Below are 19,713 nucleotides of genomic sequence, written 5' to 3'. Positions count from 1 at the left end.
AACCCTTATAGTTCATTAATAATTTCTTCAGCAGAAATCAATTTAAAATTCTGATTTCCTCTTGGATTAGTGTTCTTATCATCTTGAACAATAAATACTCCCAATGGAAATTCTTTAGACTTTAACTCTGTTGAAAACTCAATACCGTCAGTTTCAGTCGTTCCGTCAATCTCTTTTCCTGCAACTACCTGAAAGGTTTTAACAAAAGAATAGTCCTTACGATCAAAAACCGGATATGTATTACTACCTTGCGATGATGCAATCAAATATTTTTTTTCATTTGCATTAAATAATGCTAGACCCTCAATGTCAGCTTTTAAATTTTTACTCTCTATAGAAATCACTTTATCTTTGACATTTTCATCAAAATAATTAAATCTCCAAATTCCAACCTCTTCTTCACCAACAAAAATTTCACCACTATCGTCATCAATTACACAACCTTCTGACTTGGTTTCAATTGGTAATGTTCTGGTGATTTCAAGGTAAGATTCTTTCTTGTTATTTTTTAACTCATATAATTCAGCATCTTCATCTAAACCAACCGCAAGAAAGACTAAGTGCTGATTATTTATAAAGCCCATACAAAAACCATATACTTCAGAAAGTTTTGAAGATGGAATATCCAAATTAAGAGGTTTCATTATTCCATCATCTATTTGTAAAACTTCAACTCGATTTGTACTCCGGTTCGTTCCTGAAACAATATCTATTACCTCACCATTTACCGGAACACTTTGTCTAATATCAATATTATTCACTCTTCCAAGAGGAAGAAACTGCTTAACATTTCCATGTAAATCATAACTATAAATACCTAACTTCTTATTGCTGCCCAATATTAAACTTTGCTCATGGTCAGTAGAATGTATCCAGATGGCAGGGTCGTCTGCGGCATCTCCGGAGCTTACTACCGACTCAGTTTCAACTTTAGCTTCAATCCTAACCATCTGACTTTTTTGAACTCCACAACCAAATAAGGATATAACTACAAACAACATTACTAGCTTTTTCATCACACAATAAATTTTTAACTTGAGTACAATTTATATGATATATGTTACACAAATATGACTCAATACAATCCAAAAATTATTACATGAGTGAAAATTCTACGTTCTTATTTTTTAACTGAGTTGTAATAAACGATTCATAAACTTTGCTTGTTTAATTATGAGTAGAGCATTATGAAAAGAAATAAATTATGGTTAGCTTTATTACCATTAACCAGTCAAATCTCAGCAGCTGAGCTAGTTGGAAAAGTAGCAAATACAAATCAATCGGTCTATTTTGAAGGGGCTAAAGTCACAATTGTTGAAAATCAGCAATCTCAAGTTACAGACAATAAAGGGCGCTTTAACTTTAAAAGTCTCGACAATGGCACATACACATTGAAAGTTGAGTATTTGGGTTCAGAACCAAAAATTGAAAAAGTTATTGTTGGCTCTGACAAAAATGATATTGTCATTACAATTGGAGAGGATGTTACTAACTTGGAAAACCAGTTAGTTATCGGACAAACAGCAACACAAGCGTCTTCTTTAAATAAACAAAAAAATGCTGACCATACTATGAGTGTACTTTCAGCAGATGCAATTGGTCAATTACCCGATCAAAATGTTACTGAAGCACTTCAACGTGTTGCAGGTGTTTCAATCACAAGAGATCAAGGTGAAGGTCGTTTTATCGTTGTTAGAGGGATGGACCCCAATTTCAACTCAATTGCAATCAATGGTATTTCTGTTCCATCTGCTGAAGCGGATCAAAGACAAGTTGCAATGGATGTGATTCCTTCAGATTTAATTGAAGAGATATCTGTCAGTAAATCAGCTCGTGCTGATAAAGACGGGGATGCAATGGGAGGAAGTATTGATGTAAAATCATTGAGTGGTTTTGATCGTGGCGGTCAGACATTCAACCTCAGAGTGCAAGGAAGTCACAATAATCTTGTGGGCAAAACGAGTCCGAAAATATCTTCAAACTATACCAACTTATTTTCAGTTGGTGAAGGTCAGGAAAATTTAGCTCTAGCAATTTCAGCAAGCTGGTTTGATCGTGAGTTTGGTTCAGACAACATGGAAACAGATGGCGGTTGGGATCGTTTTGATTTACCGGATGGCAGTGAGGCTGTATTGCCACTAGAGTCTGAAACAAGAGATTATACAATCAATCGTGAAAGATTGGGCGTTGCAGTGAATCTGGATTATCAAAACTCACCGGAACATCTCATTTTTTTACGAACCTTGTATAGTGATTTTGAAGATAAGGAACGACGTTACAAAAACGAATTTAAGTGGGAAGACAGTGACATATTGAGTCACTCAGGAAATTCTTATAATTTTGACAGATTAAAAACAGACAGAGAGCTTAAATCAAGATTAGAAACTCAAACAATCACATCGGTAGTTTTTGGCGGTGAATTTGAAGGAGATGAATGGGATATTGATTACTCAATTGGATATTCAAAAGCACAAGAAGAAGAGCCAGGAAGAATTGATGCCACCTTCAAGGATAAAGTAGATGATTTTAGTCTTAATATCCCGGGAGGAATGACTCAAATCATTAGCGTACCTGCCGGAGCTGTCGATGCTGCTAATTATGAACTGGATGAAATTGAAATTAGCGATAATTTAACTGAAGATAAAGAAACTAGTTTTCAGCTAGACTTTAAGAAAAATATGTTGTGGAACAATAGCTCTGGATATATTAAGTTTGGTTTGAAACAAAGAAATCGTGAAAAATTTAATGATGTTAATCTGACAGTTTATGACGGATTTGGTGCTGATTATACCATTGCAGATTTTTTAGGAAGCCCGATTGACCATTTTGTCAGTAACTTTGGGCCAACAATCAACGAGTCTGCATTCAGGAATTTTGCATTGAATAATCGCAGTAGTTTCGATGAAGATACAGATACAACATTTATTGAGTCCGCTAGTACTGATTACATCATTGATGAAGATGTGACAGCTGCTTATCTTATGGCAAAATCTGAGTTCGGAAATACCAGAGTTGTTGGTGGTGTCAGACTTGAAAAAACTAATTTTGACGCCGTTGGTCAAAGAGTCACATTATCTAATATTTCAGAACAAGAGATTACAATTACTCCAATAAATGTATCAAACGACTATAGTGAAGTTCTTCCGAGCATAAATATCACTCATGAAGTTAGTGATAAGTTGATAGTCAGAGCTGCGGCATCCAGATCTTTAGTTCGCCCCAATTTTAAACACTCAGCTCCGGTTGAACTCATTGAAATTGAAGAGGATGATGGTGTGATTGAAAGAAAGGCTGAAATTGGCAACCCATATCTAGAACCAATGACCTCTAATAACTTTGATTTCGGAATAGAATACTACCCTGGTAATATCGGAGTGTTTTCTGCCGGTGTTTTCTATAAGGATATTGATAATTTTGTCGTTCTCGCTGATGTATCCGGTACGGGTGAATACACTGATTTTGATGAAGCTATTCAACCATTGAACGGAGAGTCTGCTGACTTACTTGGTATAGAACTAAATTATGTACAACAACTATCATTTTTACCTGATCCTTTCGATGGTTTCTTGATTTCTGCAAATTATACTTATGTTGATTCATCAGCAAAACTAGCTTTCAGAACTGATAAGATTCCACTCCCGCGTCAATCAGACAATGTCGCTAACTTTGCTGTTGGATATGAAAAAGGACCATGGAGTTTAAGAGCCGCCTGGACATACAGAGATGCTTATTTTACAGAAGCGACCGAATTAGATGATCCTGAATTTGATATTTATGTTGATGATCATCTGCAATTTGACGTATCAGCGAAATATTTATACAGCGATCGTATCCAGTTCTATCTTGAGGGAATTAATCTAAATAATGAACCTCGCTACACTTATTATGGAAATCCTTCTCGAAATGCTCAATTTGAAGAGTATGGCTGGACTGCTCAAGCAGGTATCCGTATGTTCTTCTATTGATACAAAGAATTGCCAAAACTAAAAAAGGCTTCGAAGCTTTCCGAAGCCTTTTTTTATAAGCGTTTAATTCTACAAATGTTTATTCCATTCAGCGATGCGACCTGCTTGAGATTCGAATAATTCAGTTGTATCGCCTTCAATCGTAATAGATTTGATTTGGTCATTACCAACGATTGAATTTACAACATCTTGATCAGCCTGACTGACAACAGCTCCAAAAACTGAGTGTTTTCCATCTAGCCAAGGTGTCGGCTCATGAGTGATGAAAAACTGTGAACCATTGGTTCCCGGCCCGGCATTAGCCATAGACAATACACCTGCTTTATCGTGTTTAAGTGATGGTGTGAACTCATCTTCAAAACGATAACCGGGACCACCGGTTCCTGTTCCTAGCGGACATCCGCCTTGAATCATAAAGTTTTGAATCACACGGTGAAATGTAACGTCGTTATAAAATCCTTTTTGAGCTAAGTTTACAAAATTGGCAACGGTTACAGGGGTTTCTTTTTCTGTTAAATTGAGATTAATATCTCCTTTATTCGTATGGATTGTAGCTTTAAGCGTCATTGTTTATCCTCAAATTAATTTTATCGTAATATGGGGTTGATTCAGTAAGTTTCAAATTTTTAAACATAAAAAAACCGGCATGAAACCCATACCGGTTTTTAAATGAAATAAATCTAATTAACCAAGCAAACCATTAGGAATTTTCGCCAATAATGGAGCAATCACCAAACTGACAATTGCCATCACGTTAATCAAAATATTCATTGCAGGGCCTGAAGTATCTTTGAACGGGTCACCAACTGTGTCACCGACAACAACAGCCGCATGAACATCTGTTCCTTTACCGCCGAAGTTACCCTTTTCAACGTATTTCTTAGCGTTATCCCATGCACCGCCGGCATTTGCCATCGTCAATGCTAATAACACACAGCTCACTAAAGCACCACCCAACATTCCGCCTAGAGCTGCCGCTCCAAGCACAAATCCTACAACAACAGGAGCCAATACAGCCAATAAGCCCGGTGTCATCATTCTTCTTAAGGCTGCTTTTGTGGCAATATCCACACAAGTTTTATTATCCGGTTGTGCAGTTCCTTCCATCAAACCGGGAATTTCTTTAAATTGACGACGAATTTCTTTAATCAAATCAAATGCTGCATCGCCAACCGCACGCATTGTAATCGCACTGACAATAAATGGGAATATACCACCAATAAACATACCCATCAGTACTTTTGGATTTCCGATATCAAGTGAGAAACCGGAAACTTTTGCTGAAATCGTTTCGATAAATGCTGCAATGATTGCCAATGCCGCCAGACCGGCTGCACCGATTGCAAACCCTTTACCGATTGCAGCAGTTGTGTTTCCAACTTCATCCAGTCCATCAGTGATTTTACGAGTTTCTTCACCTAAACCTGCCATTTCTGCAATTCCACCCGCATTATCAGCAACCGGACCATAAGCATCAATTGCCATAGTAATTCCGACTGTTGCCAACATACCAACAGCACCAATACCAACACCGTAGATTCCTGCACCTTCTGGCAATAAAGTCGAAGTAATCAAAATGATACCTGCCAAGGTTAATACCGGAATCACAACTGATTCCATACCAATTGCCAGACCCGAGATCATAACCGTTGCAGGTCCGGTTTCACCGCTTTTAGCCAGCTTTCTGATTGGACTCCCACCGGTATAATACTCAGTCACCAAACCAATGATGATTCCACCAACAGCACCGGCAACCACACACAGCCAAACGTTTGTGCCAATTCCCAGTTTAGACATTACCACATAAGCAGCCATTACGAATAAAACAGCAGCACCAATTGTGCCCATTCTTAAAGCAACATCAGCCGCTTTGTTAGAAAAGATTTTGACAATAAAAATACCAAGAATTGAACAAATCAAACCCACACTCGCCAGACCTAAGGGTAAAAACATCAAATTACTTTTTGAACCACCCATTAAATCAACAGTACCAACTGCCATAGCAGAAGCAATCGCGATACACGCAATCATCGCACCACAATAAGATTCAAAAATATCTGAACCCATACCAGCAACATCACCAACATTATCACCAACGTTGTCAGCAATCACACCCGGATTTCTTGGATCATCTTCTGGGATACCGGCTTCCACTTTACCAACAAGGTCAGCACCCACGTCTGCAGATTTTGTAAAAATACCACCACCAACACGCGAGAACAATGCAACAGTTGAAGCGCCCATCCCGAAACCATGAATGGCATGGACATGATGCGGATCACTACCGAATAAATAGTATAAGAACCCCAATCCAAGTAATCCCATAGAAGCAACAGTCAAGCCCATGATTGAACCACCATAAAAAGCCACTGACAACGCTGAGGCTGAACCTTTTTCATTAGCCGCTACAGTTGTTCTGACATTAGCCTTGGTTGCAGAAAACATACCGAAATATCCGGCAATTCCCGAACAAACAGCACCAACCATAAATGCCAAAGGAGTATGCCAAGAACCAAAACCAAAGTACAAGGCGATTAACAAAACGATAATAAAGCCGAACAATATGGTGTATTCACGCTTCATAAAAACCATCGCACCTTCGTGAATGGCATCGGCAATTTCTTTAACTTTGCCGCTACCCGACGGCATTTTCAGAAGCATGGCAAAAATTAGCAACGCAGCGACTAATCCACCAGCCCCAAGAATCATAGGAACGAGTTCGAGATTCATAATTTATCCTCTTTTTTGAATTGAATGATTTGTGAGAAACTCACATTGAATTTCGGCTAACCATTCTATGCTTTTAGAGGATTAAATACAATGTAAATTATGAGTTATTGGTAATCAGCATAATAGGAAGATACGAATCATAGATTAAGTATATCTTTATCTATCACACACTATGTTTATACAGATTATACAATTATTTTATGTCGGTATATAATTACACTTTGTTAAATAAATTAATAATAATGTCCAAAGTTACAATCATCAAACCGGGAAATTCCACCATAGAATTACCACTTTATTCAACAAAAGTACCGGCTGGGTTTCCATCACCGGCTGAAGATTATCTTGGCGACACAATTGACTTAAACAACTATCTGATTCACAATCATGAGTCTGCTTTTTTTGCCAAAGTTGAAGGTGATTCAATGATAGATGCTGGCATCTATCCCGGAGATTTAGTAGTGATTGATCGTTCCATTTCTGCCAAAGATGGGCATATTGTGATTGCTGCTATTGATAATGAGTTCACCATCAAGCGTTTGTCCACCAAGGATGGAATTCGTTTGATTCCTGAGAATAAAGACTATAAAGTAATCGTTCTCAATGGGGAAACAGAATTAATCATTTGGGGAGTTGTTACCGGATTAGTTCGCAAATTTTGAGAAAATAATAAACTATAATTTCTATATGATTGCTCTATGTGATGTCAATAATTTCTACGTCAGTTGTGAACGGGTTTTTAATCCTGCTTTACACAACCGTCCTGTTATTGTGCTCAGCAATAATGACGGTTGTGCTGTGGCTCGTTCAAATGAAGCTAAACGTCTGGGAATAAAAATGGGTCAACCTCTTTTTGAAATCAGGAATTTAGTAAATAAACATGGCGTAATTACATTATCATCGAACTACGCTTTATACGGTGATATGTCACAGAGAGTGGATAGTATTATTTCGTGTTATTCCGACCAGATTGAAAATTACAGTATTGACGAAAGTTTTATTCGTTTTCATGGTTTTGAACATTTGGACTTAACCAATCATTGCCAAAACCTCCGAAAACAAATTTTGCAATGGCTGGGATTGCCTGTTTGTGTTGGAATTGCCCCTTCCAAAACACTGGCAAAAGTTGCCAACCATTATGCCAAGAAATACAAAGGCTACAATGGCGTGTTAAAACTGGATGAGGAAGACCGTATCCAAAAAGCTCTTCACCAACTACCGGTAAACGAAGTTTGGGGCGTTGGCAGACAATTGACTCAACAGCTGAATATGATAGGTATTTTTACTGCTTTACAATTGCGTGATAGTGATTTAAAAACCATGCGGAAACGCTTTTCAGTTGTGCTTGAAAAAACCATTATGGAATTACGAGGAATCAGCTGTATTGATTTCGATGCCGAGCCGAAAAACAAGCAGCAAATTATTTGTAGCCGATCATTCGGTGAGCATATCACTGAAATAGATTTATTGAAACAAGCCATCGCTTATCATACTGCCCGAGCCTGCGTTACTTTACGAGAACAGAAATCTCAGGCACGAAATATCACCATCGTTATCCGAACCAGTTTCTATCAGAATCCTCAGCAACGATACGGCAAAAGCATTACTGTTCGACTGCCTTATCCTTCAGATGACACATCACAGTTTTTGGAGGCGGCGATGCGAGGATTACAAAGAATATTCAAAAAAGGTTACAACTACAAAAAAGCAGGCATTGTTCTCAACGAAATTTCTGATGCCCGCTTCATGCAGAAAGACATGTTTTCACCCAAAAGCTACACCGGCCACCATGTGATGGACGTACTGGATCAAATCAACAATCGATTTGGCAAAGGCACACTCATCAGTGCCAGGGAAGGATTCGGCAAACAATGGCAAATGAAGTCTGAAATCAAATCACCAGCATACACGACAAGTATTGATGAAGTGATTAAAGTGGGTTAAATGAAAAATCACTCTTAAAATCATACCATCTAACTCTGTTTATTAATTGTTACCTCTACTCCTTCGCGTAGTGTTTCCGCTCCACGAATAACAACTTTATCACCTGTTTTTAGTTCTCCACTAATTGCGACCAGATGACCAAGATTGGTACTTGTATTAACCACTACTTTTTCAACTTTATTTTCGCTATTAACACGATAAACAAATGTTCCCTCTTCACGCAGAACCAATGCATCCTGATGAATGACCATTGATACTTTGGGCATTTGAATCGGAACAGCGACACTGACTAACTGTCCTATTTTAAGGTTACTTATTTCCTCAACATCCAGTCTGAGTTCATAAGACTGATTGCGATTATTTGAGCCCGGAAGCAAGGATTTAACTCTAGCTTTTTGAGAAAGTCCTAATGCAAAGATATCAAGTTCTTGACCAGTTTTAATAAATGAAGTGTATCGTAAAGGCAACTGCACTCTTATTTCCAAATGATCTGTGTCAACAAGATTACCAATGACTGTTCCGGCAGCAACTGTTTCACCTTCACGATGAAGTCTTTGTGTGATAACTCCATTGTATTTTGCATGGATTCGCGATTTTGAAATTTGTTCTTCAATCTGTTCGACTCGGAGTTTTGCCACTGCCAAGTCACTGGCTGCTACATCTTTCTGTGATTCAATTTGTTCAACAGAACTTTCTGAAACAGTTTTGGCTTTTATCAAATTCTTTTGTCTCTGTAAATTTGTCTGCAAATACTTCAGCTGAACTTCTGCTCGTGTTATTAGCGCTTTTTGTTCCTGAAGTTGTAAATCAAGAGTATTTGTGTCCATTCGTGCAATCACATCGCCAGCTTTTACAATTGTTCCGGGCTCAGAAACAAATTCCAACTGCCCCGAAATCGAAGCTGTCAACTGTAATTCATTGATACTAAATACATTTCCGGTCATCGGCATTGTTGGTATAACTTCAGTCTCTTTGACTAAGTCAGTTTCAACCGGCATCGCAGGAACCGTATCTACAGGTTGAGCAAATAACCTGAATGACACTATAAGGAAAAATATAACGATGCGTTTCATAATTGGTTCTCCGCATTTTCTAATTGAGGTGAGGACGATTTGATTCTTTTCTTAAATTTTTTAGTCAGACTATAGAAAACATCTCCTTGTTCGCCCATTCTGAGTAAACTGGGCATTAACAGCAATGTAAAAAACATACTAAAGATCATACCTCCTATTATGACTGTTGCTAATCCACGATAAATATCTGAACCGACTCCGGGAATTAACAGCAATGGCAACATGCCGACAATACTTGTTAAAGTGCTCATATAGACCGGCCTTGATCTCAACAAGACTGCTTGTTTGACCGCATCTGAACGGGAGAGTCCTTCGGATTCTGCGTCCCGAGTCTGACTCACCAACAATATTGCGTTATTGACAACGAGTCCTAACAAGATAATGAAACCAATCATTGTTAACATATCCAATGATTGATATGAAATCATATTCAGAATTTTTAAAGCAACAATTCCACCTGCAAGCGCTAAAGGCATCACCGTAATCACAAGCATGCTGTCTTTTAGTGATTTAAAAATTGCTCCCATAATTAAGAAAAGAATAATGACAGCAAGTATAAAGTTTTTCAGCATATCTCCCAAAGCCGATTCCAATCTGTCAGCACTGCCTTTGTACTGTACCGAAGCGCCATCCGGCAGGAGTTGTTTGACCTGAGGCGTCACTTGCTTTTGTAATACATCAAGTGCCTCTTCGACTGTCATCGTATCTACAGGCAAAACTTGAAGACTCACTGTTTTCTGTCCATCGATGCGTTGTAATTGCGTTGGTCCGACAGTTCGTTTAATTGTTGCCAGTGAGCCAATTGTTTGAGCTCCGGCTAAAGGTGTGGAAACGGGTAGTGCTGCGAGTTGATCAGGATTGGACCAAGTGGAGGAACGTAAAATCATGTTATAACGGTTATTACCATCAAAATATTCCCCAACAAACATGCCCCCGGTAAAAGCTCTGATAGCGTTAGCCACATCTCTTAGATTAAGCCCGGCTTCACTAATAAATCGTTCGTTAGGAATGATTTGAAGTTCCGGTTCTGATAATGACAAACCACTTAAAGGCCGAACCACAGCTCCGGGAAGCTCTTTTTGCAGAATTCCCATGCTTTGTCTGGCAACATTTAACAAAGCAGAAACATCCGGACCTTGCAGATTAACATTGATTGAACGTCCTCCATTATTTCCAACGCCCAAAAGAGAGGCCCGGCTTGGAAAAACCTGAGTATCGGGAATGCCGGCAAGAAATCCGTTCCTCAACATGGATACAAAAGTCTCAGTGTCTTCGGGATTGAGCGGGTAAAGATAAAGTATTGAACCTGCTCCGAAAAAAGACAAATTATAACCTTTGATGTATGGTTCTTTTTTATGCTCCATATGGGGTTTGAGTCTTTCAATAATTTCTTTGGCGATTTCATGATCAAAAATCTCAGCAGTCATCCCAGGAGGCGTATTAAAAAATGTCTGCACCGCATCAGCCTTAGCAGGCGGTAAAAAATCAGCTTTCGGCATAAGCCAGAGTGAAAGACCTATTGTTAATGACAATAATCCGGCACTCCAAAACAATCTTCTGTTTGTCGAATCAGTAAGCTTCATAACAAAATTGGTTATGTTTTCCCACATTGAAGCAAATGGATCTTTGTATTCAAAATCCTGCATCCACTTTCTACTGGCTACAGGAATTATAGTAATTGCAGCTATGAAAGATGCAAGCACACTCACCGATAGGGTAATTGCCAAATCAGAAAACATCTGCCCTTCCATACCATCAAGAAATAGAATTGGCAGAAAAATAGCAATGGTTGTCATCGTTGAAGCAAACAAGGCTCCCTTAACTTGATTGCTTCCTTTAAGTACCGCATCAAACCTTGAAAGTCCTTGCTGTCGATATCGAACAATATTTTCCTGCACAATAATAGCAGCATCCAGAATCAAACCGACAGAAAATGCCAGACCCGCCAAAGAAATGACATTCAGGGAAATATCAAATAATTTCAATGTAATGAAGGAAACAAATAACGAGATTGGAATACTGGTTGCAATAATCAGAGTTGATCTGCGATCACGTAAAAACAACCATAAAGTTGCTAACGACAATACAACCCCCAAACCGAGATTATTCTTAACCAGATCAATAGCTCTGCGGATATAAACAGATGAATCATAGCTTAATTCTAGTGTTAATTTGACGTCGTTTAAGTCTCCTTCATTCAGTTCTTTAATCGCGACATTCAACTCATCAAGAATTTCAATGGTATTGGAGTCATTACCGCCCTGCAATGTGATGTAATAGGATGAATAACCATTCCTTTTATTCACTCCGACAATATCAGCCGGGATTTTTTCAACGGTTGCAATTTCATTGAGGTGAATCGGTCGACCATCCACCCAACTCACTATCAGATTTCCTAATTCTTCAATTTTATACTTTCCTAAAAACCGAACTGTATATTGCCTGCGACCAACATTGGCAACGCCGGCAGATACATCTGAAGTGCTTGAAATTGCTTGAGCAACACTCGAAACCGGAACTCCCAAAGCTGCAGCCTGAAAAGGGTCAAAGTTGATTCTGACCTCATAAGGTCTGCGTGACTGCATATTGACACGACTCACTCCCGGAATTCTTGCTAAGCGAGCTTCAACAATATCATTAAGAACTGTTTCATATTTTTCAGCTGAATAATCCGGATTGAGATTGTCCGGATGCGGATATATTTGTAATGAAGCCACATTTGGCTGTCCCTGACCACCAACTGCGACAAACGGTTCACCGGCATCGACCGGTAAAGGTGGTGCCTGATTCAAATTATTGATTACATTTATCAAAGCCGCATCCATGTCAGTATCTTGCTCAAATGTCAGAGTGATATTGGCAAATCCACGGTTAATATTACTGGTAATTTCCTTCAAACCAGGAGTTCGTCTTAAAATGGTTTCCTGTGGCTCAACAATATTGGATTCCATTTCAGCCGGGGCTGCGGTTCTCCAATTATTGAAAATTGAAATCTGGGGCTGTGATAAATTGGGTAAAAGCTGAATGGGTCTATCTTTAATGGAAAGGTATCCAAAAAGCGAAATTAAAGCAATAGCTACAGCAAGTGCTGCCGGATTATTCAGACTGGCTTTTGTTAAATTCATGGCTATTCCCCAATTTTATTACCATTGGCGGGTATTATAGGCACGTCAAAGCAATGAATAGAATGGGCAGAAAGTCATGAATTTACCGTTAATGAATATTTCTTAGTAAAATTCCTCGATGATAACCCTGAAAACTTCAGTCTCTATTAACTAATGAAAATTCTGACACTAGCAGTAAATGTCATAAAAAGTGTAATCAAGGAAAACGAGACTATCATCAGGTAGACAAAGACCTTATCTTTCATCTGTAAGTGTTTAAGGTCTGAGATTTTCTGAAAATTGAATAAATAAGACAGCAAAAGCCAAAGCAACAACAAACTCAAAGCAAGAAACCCGGAGGTTTTGAGCAAACTAAATTCCTTGATTTTGTATCCAGCTTTTCCTGGGTCAAATAACGCCATAGCAATCATAACGATTACAATTTGGAAGATGGGGCTTTTAATGATTTTTAACATAGTTCTCAAGCTCTGTTTGTAACTCAACTTTTCGGGCTTCATCAGCAAAGCTACCATTGATAGCATTCTTTGCCATTTGGATGAGTTCCAGTTTGCCGATAGTGGTGTTTTCAGCAATTCCAATCATATTCTCAGTTAAATTTGCGGCAAAATGAGCTGGGTCGTCGGAATTGATACAAACATTCAGACCTTTTGCCAGCATGGTTGGTAAAGTGTGTTGAGCTAAGGAATCAAAAACTTTCAGCGCCACATTAGAACATGGACAAACAGTCAGAGGTATTTGTGTTTCAACCAGATAATCGACCAGTTTGTCGTCTTCCAGACATCGAACACCATGATCAATGCGCTGCACATGAATGTCATTGATGGCGGACCAGATGTATTCGGGAGGCCCTTCTTCGCCTGCGTGAGCGATTACATGAATTCCTGCATCATGAACTTTTTTAAATGTGTCTTTGAATAATGATGCAGGATATCCCACTTCGACTGCAGATAAACCTATAGCAAGAATCTTATCTTTATGAGGCAACAGCAACTCCAGATCTTTCTTTGCCACTTCATTACCCAGATGCCGGATAAAACACGGCATAAATCCACCAGTGATTCCAAAGTTGCGTTTTGCATCGACAAATGCACCATGCAGGGCATTAATGACAAATTCAGCCGAATAACCATAATCCACATAAGTACGAATATCACAATGCACCTCAGTATGGCTGATATTCTGTTCGACACAACTATGGAAGTAATTCATACAAACATCGTATAAATCCTGTTCCGACTTTATCACACGGGTGCCTAACATGTACATTTCAATAAATTCAGTTAAGTTGTTGAATTTATAAGCTTTCACCAATTCTTCAACGGAGTTGTATTTCAGTTTGTAATTATTTTTATGTGCCAAACTCCACAGAATTTCAGCATCCATCGAACCTTCCACATGCATGTGAAGCTCAACTTTTGGCATGTTTTTAATAAATTCAATCATACTAATTTTTAACCGGTTTTGGTTGTGGACGTGTGAAAACAAAAGAATTTTCATTGGATGCCGATGCATCAAATTTGTAATTCTCGTAGTTAAAATCTTTTAATCCATCAACGGTTTCCACACGATTTCTAACAATGAAATCTGTCATCATGCCCCGCGCTTTTTTAGCAAAAATTGCAATAATTCGAGCTTTTCCATCTTTGATTTCCTTAAATGCCACATTGATGACTTTTGCATTAATTTTCTTGGGTTGAACCGACTTCCAATATTCGTTAGAAGCCAAATTGACCAATACTTTTTGCGAATGAGTTTTAAATTCATCATTCAGAAAATTGGTAATACTTTCTCCCCAAAATTGATACAAGTCTGCACCTTTGGAGTTTTCCAGCTTGGTTTTCATTTCCAAACGATACGGTTGAATCAAATCCAAAGGGCGCAAATATCCATACAACCCTGATAAAATCCGCACATGGCTCTGAGCATATTCAAAATCCTGTTGAGTCATGCTGCTAGTATTAATACCCGAATAAACATCGCCTTTGAAGGCAAAAATCGCCTGTTTGGCATTTTGTTGATTAAAAGGGAGACCAAAATCTTTATAGCGTTGGAAATTCAGTTCCGCCAGATTATCACTCAAAGACATCAATTTTTTGATTTCCTCAACTGATAGTTTTCTCAGCTGCTTTATCAGTTTTTCGCTGTCTTTTAGTTGCTGTGGAATTGTAAAAGTATTCGTCGGAGCAGCAAGCTCAAAATCCTGCCCTTTAGATGGTGAAAGTGTTATCAGCATATATTTTTGTACCATGAAACAGCCGAACATTATACTCATAAATCGTGCATTTAACTGGTAGAGTTATACTATTTTGCGTAAAATGACAGCCTTTCAAGTTTTTTTACACAGGATTGAATGAATAACGATTATCTTGATTTTGAACAACCACTGGCTGAATTAGAAGCGAAAATTTCTGAACTGAGAAATGTCAGCGACGACAATGCCATGAACATTGATGATGAAATTCATCGTCTGGAAGAAAAACTCAAACACAAAACCGAACAAATTTTTTCCAACCTGTCTGATTGGCAGATTTCACAATTAGCTCGCCACCCGAAAAGACCTTATACCAAAGACTACATCAAATTATTGATGACAACTTTTGATGAATTGCATGGTGACAGAGCTTTTGCCGATGATCCGGCGATTATTGGTGGTTTGGCAGAGTTCAGAGGAAAACCGGTGATGGTTATCGGTCATCAAAAAGGACGTTCAACCAAAGAAAAAATCCGCCGAAACTTCGGCATGCCTCGTCCGGAAGGTTATCGTAAAGCATTACGCTTAATGAGAATGGCGGAACGATTTGGTATTCCGATTTTAACCTTTATCGACACACCGGGTGCTCATCCGGGAATTAGTGCCGAGGAACGCGGACAAAATGATGCGATTGCCAGAAACTTATCAGTCATGTCTGATTTGAAAGTACCAATCATTTCAACGGTTATCGGTGAAGGTGGTTCCGGAGGAGCTTTGGCAATTGGTGTGGGTGACTGTACAATGATGCTGGAATACAGCACTTATTCGGTCATATCACCCGAAGGTTGTGCTTCGATTCTATGGAGAAGTGCGGAGAAAGCCAGTGAAGCCGCTGAGGCATTATCCATCACCTCCAAGAAATTAAAAAAACTCAAGCTGATTGATAAAATCATCGAAGAACCACTTGGTTCAGCTCACAAAGACATTGAAAAAGTTGCCGAATCCATGGGCGACCAAATCGAGAATGAACTGGAAAAACTGCAAAACACAGACATCAACGAACTTCTCGAAAGACGTTATGCAAGACTTATGAGTTATGGTGTGTTCAACGACTCTGAACATTAATAATATCACAGGCAACCTGCCTCCAAACTCAGGTTGCCTGATTGCCTACAGCGGCGGTGCTGACTCAGCCGCACTTCTTCATCTGTTTTCCAAACTCGAAAATATCACAGCAATCCACATCAATCACAACATTAACCCCAATGCTAAATCATGGGAAAATCATTGCCGAAAAACCTGTGAACAACTTGGAATTGAACTGATTATCGAACAAGCGCAATTACCGGATAAAAGTGAAAATTCATGTCGAATCGCCCGATATAATTTTTTCAGAAAACATCTCAAAGAGAACCAAATTCTCCTGACCGCTCATCATGCTCAGGATCAAGCCGAAACCATTTTACTCAAACTATTTCGAGGTTCAGGGCTCAAAGGACTTTCCGGAATGGAGCCATATACGGATTTTGCCAAAGGAAAATTATATAGACCATTGTTAAATATCTCACCGCAAAAACTTAGAGACTATTTAGTTAAAAATAACATCAATTGGATAGAGGATGATTCTAACCTCAACAATAACTATCGCCGGAATTTTTTGCGCAATCACGTATTCCCGGAAATACTCAAACAGTTTCCTGATGCGATTGAGAAAATTTCTCAAAGTGGCAAAAATCTTAAAACAACCTACGATTGGCTCAATGAACTCAGTTCTTCAAATACGACTTCGCTCAAATTGGAAACCTTAAATAACACGGATGAAAAATACCAAAGCACTCTGTTCTATCAATGGCTAAGTCAAAAAAATGTCCCTTTACCTGACAAGTCAACCATACAACAGATTGTCAGTGATTTTGCCAATGCAGCAAACGACAAGAATCCACATTTTCGCAACAAATATTACCAATTGATTCGATTCAGAGGTGAAATTTTCTGTATTCAAAATTATCAAACTATTGATAGTCAACAAACTTATGAATGGCAAACTGACACAGTTTTCGAGTTGCCAAACGGTTGTGGAAAATTACAGTACCTAGGGGAAAAGACTGAGAAGTTCGCGATTAAATTCAATCAGCTCGGTCAAAAAATTAAGCCTTTCAACCAAAACATCACAAAATCGGTTAAAAACCTGTTTCAAGAAAACATGATTCCTGTATGGTTGAAACAAAACACGCCATTCATTTATCACAATAACCAATTAATTTCATTGGGTTTTTCATGGTCAAATACGAAAGAATTTGAAAATCAATTTAATTTTATTCCAGCTAATTTAGTCATCTAAATTCTGTTATTAACTCAATATTAACGGCTGATACATACAATAGCCATTTTTATCATTTCTTTGAAATGCAGTCACTGACTATCAACAATTATTGGGAACGACATGATCGATTCAATTATCGTCATGGCGTTTCTTTGTTGATTGCTACAATATTCACAGCTTTAATTTTATCCATTCCAATCACTCTCACTCAATTTAATGATGAGCCTGAAGCCATACATCTGAAATTAACAAAAGCAAAAGTGATTGAAGAAAAAAAAGAAATTATTCCTCAAGAACAGGAACCAATAAAACAGACTCAATCTCAAATTGTTGAAAAGAAAAAAACTCAAACTGTTATCCGACCTGAAAAAATTCAAATCCCGAAAGTAAAAACAACAAAACCAGTCGAGAAAAAGGTTACTCAAAAAGAAGAAATAATTCAGCCCTTACCATCCAGTGGGCAAATACTGAATTCAATAGAAAACATTCCTAAAGTATATGATTTGGGAGAAGATTTTAGTGTCCAAACAACTAATCCTTACGATTACATTTATCCGGTCATCGAGCAGCCCAAATGGAATGAAGTGGTAAAAATCATTGACGAAGATGTAGATAAGCCCAGAGTCGAAATAGAATTCTATTCAAATGGTGCCAAAGGATCGATCGAGCGATTTATGGAAAAAGTTATGCCAGCTAAACAATTCAAAACTAAATATGGAACAAAAGTTAACTGTGTACTCGTCTTAGTTATGCCTGTTTGTTCATGGAAATAGGCTGAAAAATCACTCCCACTCAATCGTCGCCGGTGGTTTGGACGAAATATCATAAACCACACGCGAAACCTTATCAATTTCATTGATAATTCGACGAGAAACCAACTCCAAAAACGCATATGGCAATTCAGCCCATTTTGCCGTCATAAAATCAATCGTTTCAACGGCTCGAAGAGCAATCACATACTCATAACGCCTTGCATCGCCGACCACACCCACCGATTTCACCGGCAAAAACACCGCAAAAGCCTGAGAAGTTTTATCGTATAAATCCCAATTGATTAATTCGCTGATAAAAATATGGTCTGCTCGTGCGAGAATCTCGGCATATTCCTGTTTCACTTCGCCTAGAATTCGGACTCCCAAACCCGGACCGGGGAACGGATGACGATAAACCATCGCTTTGGGCAAACCAAGTGCCACGCCCATTTTACGAACTTCATCTTTGAATAAATCTCGAAGTGGTTCAACTAGTTTTAATTCCATATCATCAGGCAAACCACCGACATTGTGATGCGATTTAATCACATGAGATTTTCCGGTTGCTGAAGCCGCCGATTCAATCACATCGGGATAAATCGTACCTTGTGCCAACCATTTAACATCTTCAAGTTTGCGGGCCTCTTCTTCGAAGATTTCGATAAATAAATTTCCGATAATTTTACGCTTTTGTTCCGGATCATTCACACCCGCAAGCGCATCGTAGTATCTTTGTTGAGCATTCACACGCACCACATTGATATCCATTCCATCCGCCATCGTTTGCATGACCTGATCACCTTCCTTGTAGCGTAATAATCCGGTATCAACAAACACGCACACCAGATTATCTCCAATCGCCTGATGCAATAAAGCTGCGACCACCGAAGAATCCACACCACCGGACAACCCCAAGAGAACTTTGTCATTCCCCACCTGTTTGCGGATATTAGCGACGTGTTCCTCGATAATATTGTCGGTTTTCCATAATTTATCACAGCCACTGATATCAAAAAGAAAGCGATCAAATATCTTACGACCTTGTTTGGTGTGTTCTACTTCTGCATGAAATTGAATTCCAAAAATTGGTAATTCTTTATGCTCAAAAGAAGTCACCGGAGCTGTCGAAGTTTGCGAAGTTTTTACAAAACCTTCTGGCATGATGCTGACTTTATCGCCATGACTCATCCACACATCCAGGTGATGCTCTTTTTCATCAAAAATACCAGATAACAATCGCGAACTATCGGTTACATTAACCTGCGCATAACCGAACTCCTTCTCATCCGATGGCACAACATCGCCACCAAAATAATCCGTAATCGCTTGCATACCATAGCAAATTCCCAATACCGGCAGATTCAGTTCAAAAACAACAGGATTGATTTTCGACGCATTTTCCATGTGCACAGATTCCGGTCCGCCGGATAAAATAATCGCCTTCGGATTAAACTCCCGAATCAATTCAGCATCCACATCCCAAGCCCAAACCTCACAATAAACACCTGCTTCCCGCACTCTTCGCGCAATCAACTGAGTGAACTGTGAACCGAAATCAATAATTAAAATTTTGCTGCTTTTTATGTTCATAATTTTTGTTTTACCATGAA

The 19,713-nt window shown here is 38.7% G+C and carries 14 protein-coding genes; 6 read left to right on the top strand and 8 right to left on the bottom strand.

What is annotated here, in order from left to right; all coding sequences use genetic code 11:
* Nucleotides 1-5: 5 nt before the first annotated feature.
* The gene (locus R3F25_04435) at nucleotides 6-1,016 is read right to left on the bottom strand and encodes a phytase (GenBank protein MEZ5496061.1); all 1,011 of its coding nucleotides are present in this window, start codon (nucleotides 1,014-1,016) and stop codon (nucleotides 6-8) included.
* A gap of 171 nt (nucleotides 1,017-1,187) precedes the next feature.
* Here R3F25_04435 and R3F25_04430 point away from each other — a divergent pair, with 171 nt between their 5' ends.
* Nucleotides 1,188-3,965, top strand: a complete 2,778-nt coding sequence (locus R3F25_04430) for a TonB-dependent receptor (GenBank protein ID MEZ5496060.1) — start codon at nucleotides 1,188-1,190, stop codon at nucleotides 3,963-3,965.
* 69 nt (nucleotides 3,966-4,034) lie between these two features.
* Here the strand turns inward: R3F25_04430 and R3F25_04425 are convergent, their stop codons facing one another.
* On the bottom strand, nucleotides 4,035-4,532 hold the full coding sequence (locus R3F25_04425; GenBank protein ID MEZ5496059.1) for a peptidylprolyl isomerase: 498 nt from the start codon (nucleotides 4,530-4,532) through the stop codon (nucleotides 4,035-4,037).
* A 117-nt stretch (nucleotides 4,533-4,649) separates the two neighbouring features.
* Nucleotides 4,650-6,695 carry a sodium-translocating pyrophosphatase gene (locus tag R3F25_04420; protein MEZ5496058.1) on the bottom strand — a complete coding sequence of 682 codons (2,046 nt, stop codon included), beginning with the start codon at nucleotides 6,693-6,695 and terminating at the stop codon, nucleotides 4,650-4,652.
* A 200-nt stretch (nucleotides 6,696-6,895) separates the two neighbouring features.
* Here R3F25_04420 and umuD point away from each other — a divergent pair, with 200 nt between their 5' ends.
* Complete coding sequence (gene umuD, locus R3F25_04415; protein ID MEZ5496057.1) at nucleotides 6,896-7,357, top strand: translesion error-prone DNA polymerase V autoproteolytic subunit; 462 nt, start codon at nucleotides 6,896-6,898, stop codon at nucleotides 7,355-7,357.
* 25 nt (nucleotides 7,358-7,382) lie between these two features.
* Nucleotides 7,383-8,639, top strand: a complete 1,257-nt coding sequence (locus R3F25_04410; GenBank protein MEZ5496056.1) for a Y-family DNA polymerase — start codon at nucleotides 7,383-7,385, stop codon at nucleotides 8,637-8,639.
* A gap of 29 nt (nucleotides 8,640-8,668) precedes the next feature.
* On the opposite strand, the gene R3F25_04405 is transcribed toward R3F25_04410, so the two are convergent.
* From R3F25_04405 to yaaA, 4 genes are all read right to left on the bottom strand, one after another.
* Nucleotides 8,669-9,712, bottom strand: coding sequence for an efflux RND transporter periplasmic adaptor subunit (locus R3F25_04405; GenBank protein MEZ5496055.1), 1,044 nt, complete (start codon nucleotides 9,710-9,712; stop codon nucleotides 8,669-8,671).
* Nucleotides 9,709-12,837 carry an efflux RND transporter permease subunit gene (locus R3F25_04400; GenBank protein ID MEZ5496054.1) on the bottom strand — a complete coding sequence of 1,043 codons (3,129 nt, stop codon included), beginning with the start codon at nucleotides 12,835-12,837 and terminating at the stop codon, nucleotides 9,709-9,711. The genes R3F25_04405 and R3F25_04400 overlap by 4 nt, the downstream gene beginning before the upstream one ends.
* 438 nt (nucleotides 12,838-13,275) lie before the next feature.
* Nucleotides 13,276-14,280, bottom strand: coding sequence for an adenosine deaminase (gene add, locus R3F25_04395; protein ID MEZ5496053.1), 1,005 nt, complete (start codon nucleotides 14,278-14,280; stop codon nucleotides 13,276-13,278).
* Between the two features lies 1 nt (nucleotide 14,281).
* On the bottom strand, nucleotides 14,282-15,070 hold the full coding sequence (gene yaaA, locus R3F25_04390) for a peroxide stress protein YaaA (GenBank protein ID MEZ5496052.1): 789 nt from the start codon (nucleotides 15,068-15,070) through the stop codon (nucleotides 14,282-14,284).
* 117 nt (nucleotides 15,071-15,187) lie between these two features.
* Between yaaA and R3F25_04385 the strand changes: the two genes are divergently transcribed.
* The 3 genes from R3F25_04385 (at nucleotide 15,188) to R3F25_04375 (ending at nucleotide 18,124) form a co-directional block, all read left to right on the top strand.
* The gene (locus R3F25_04385) at nucleotides 15,188-16,153 is read left to right on the top strand and encodes an acetyl-CoA carboxylase carboxyltransferase subunit alpha (protein MEZ5496051.1); all 966 of its coding nucleotides are present in this window, start codon (nucleotides 15,188-15,190) and stop codon (nucleotides 16,151-16,153) included.
* Nucleotides 16,125-17,369 carry a tRNA lysidine(34) synthetase TilS gene (gene tilS, locus R3F25_04380; GenBank protein MEZ5496050.1) on the top strand — a complete coding sequence of 415 codons (1,245 nt, stop codon included), beginning with the start codon at nucleotides 16,125-16,127 and terminating at the stop codon, nucleotides 17,367-17,369. Before R3F25_04385 ends, tilS begins: the two co-directional genes overlap by 29 nt.
* A gap of 65 nt (nucleotides 17,370-17,434) precedes the next feature.
* The gene (locus R3F25_04375) at nucleotides 17,435-18,124 is read left to right on the top strand and encodes a hypothetical protein (GenBank protein MEZ5496049.1); all 690 of its coding nucleotides are present in this window, start codon (nucleotides 17,435-17,437) and stop codon (nucleotides 18,122-18,124) included.
* 9 nt (nucleotides 18,125-18,133) lie between these two features.
* On the opposite strand, the gene guaA is transcribed toward R3F25_04375, so the two are convergent.
* Nucleotides 18,134-19,693: a glutamine-hydrolyzing GMP synthase gene (gene guaA / locus R3F25_04370; protein ID MEZ5496048.1), complete on the bottom strand. Its 1,560-nt coding sequence runs from the start codon at nucleotides 19,691-19,693 to the stop codon at nucleotides 18,134-18,136.
* Between the last annotated feature and the right edge of the window lie 20 nt (nucleotides 19,694-19,713).

The sequence above is a fragment of the Gammaproteobacteria bacterium genome, assembly GCA_041395445.1.
Classification (GTDB): Bacteria; Pseudomonadota; Gammaproteobacteria; order Xanthomonadales; family Marinicellaceae; genus NORP309.
This window is presented reverse-complemented; position numbering and strand designations above follow the sequence as displayed.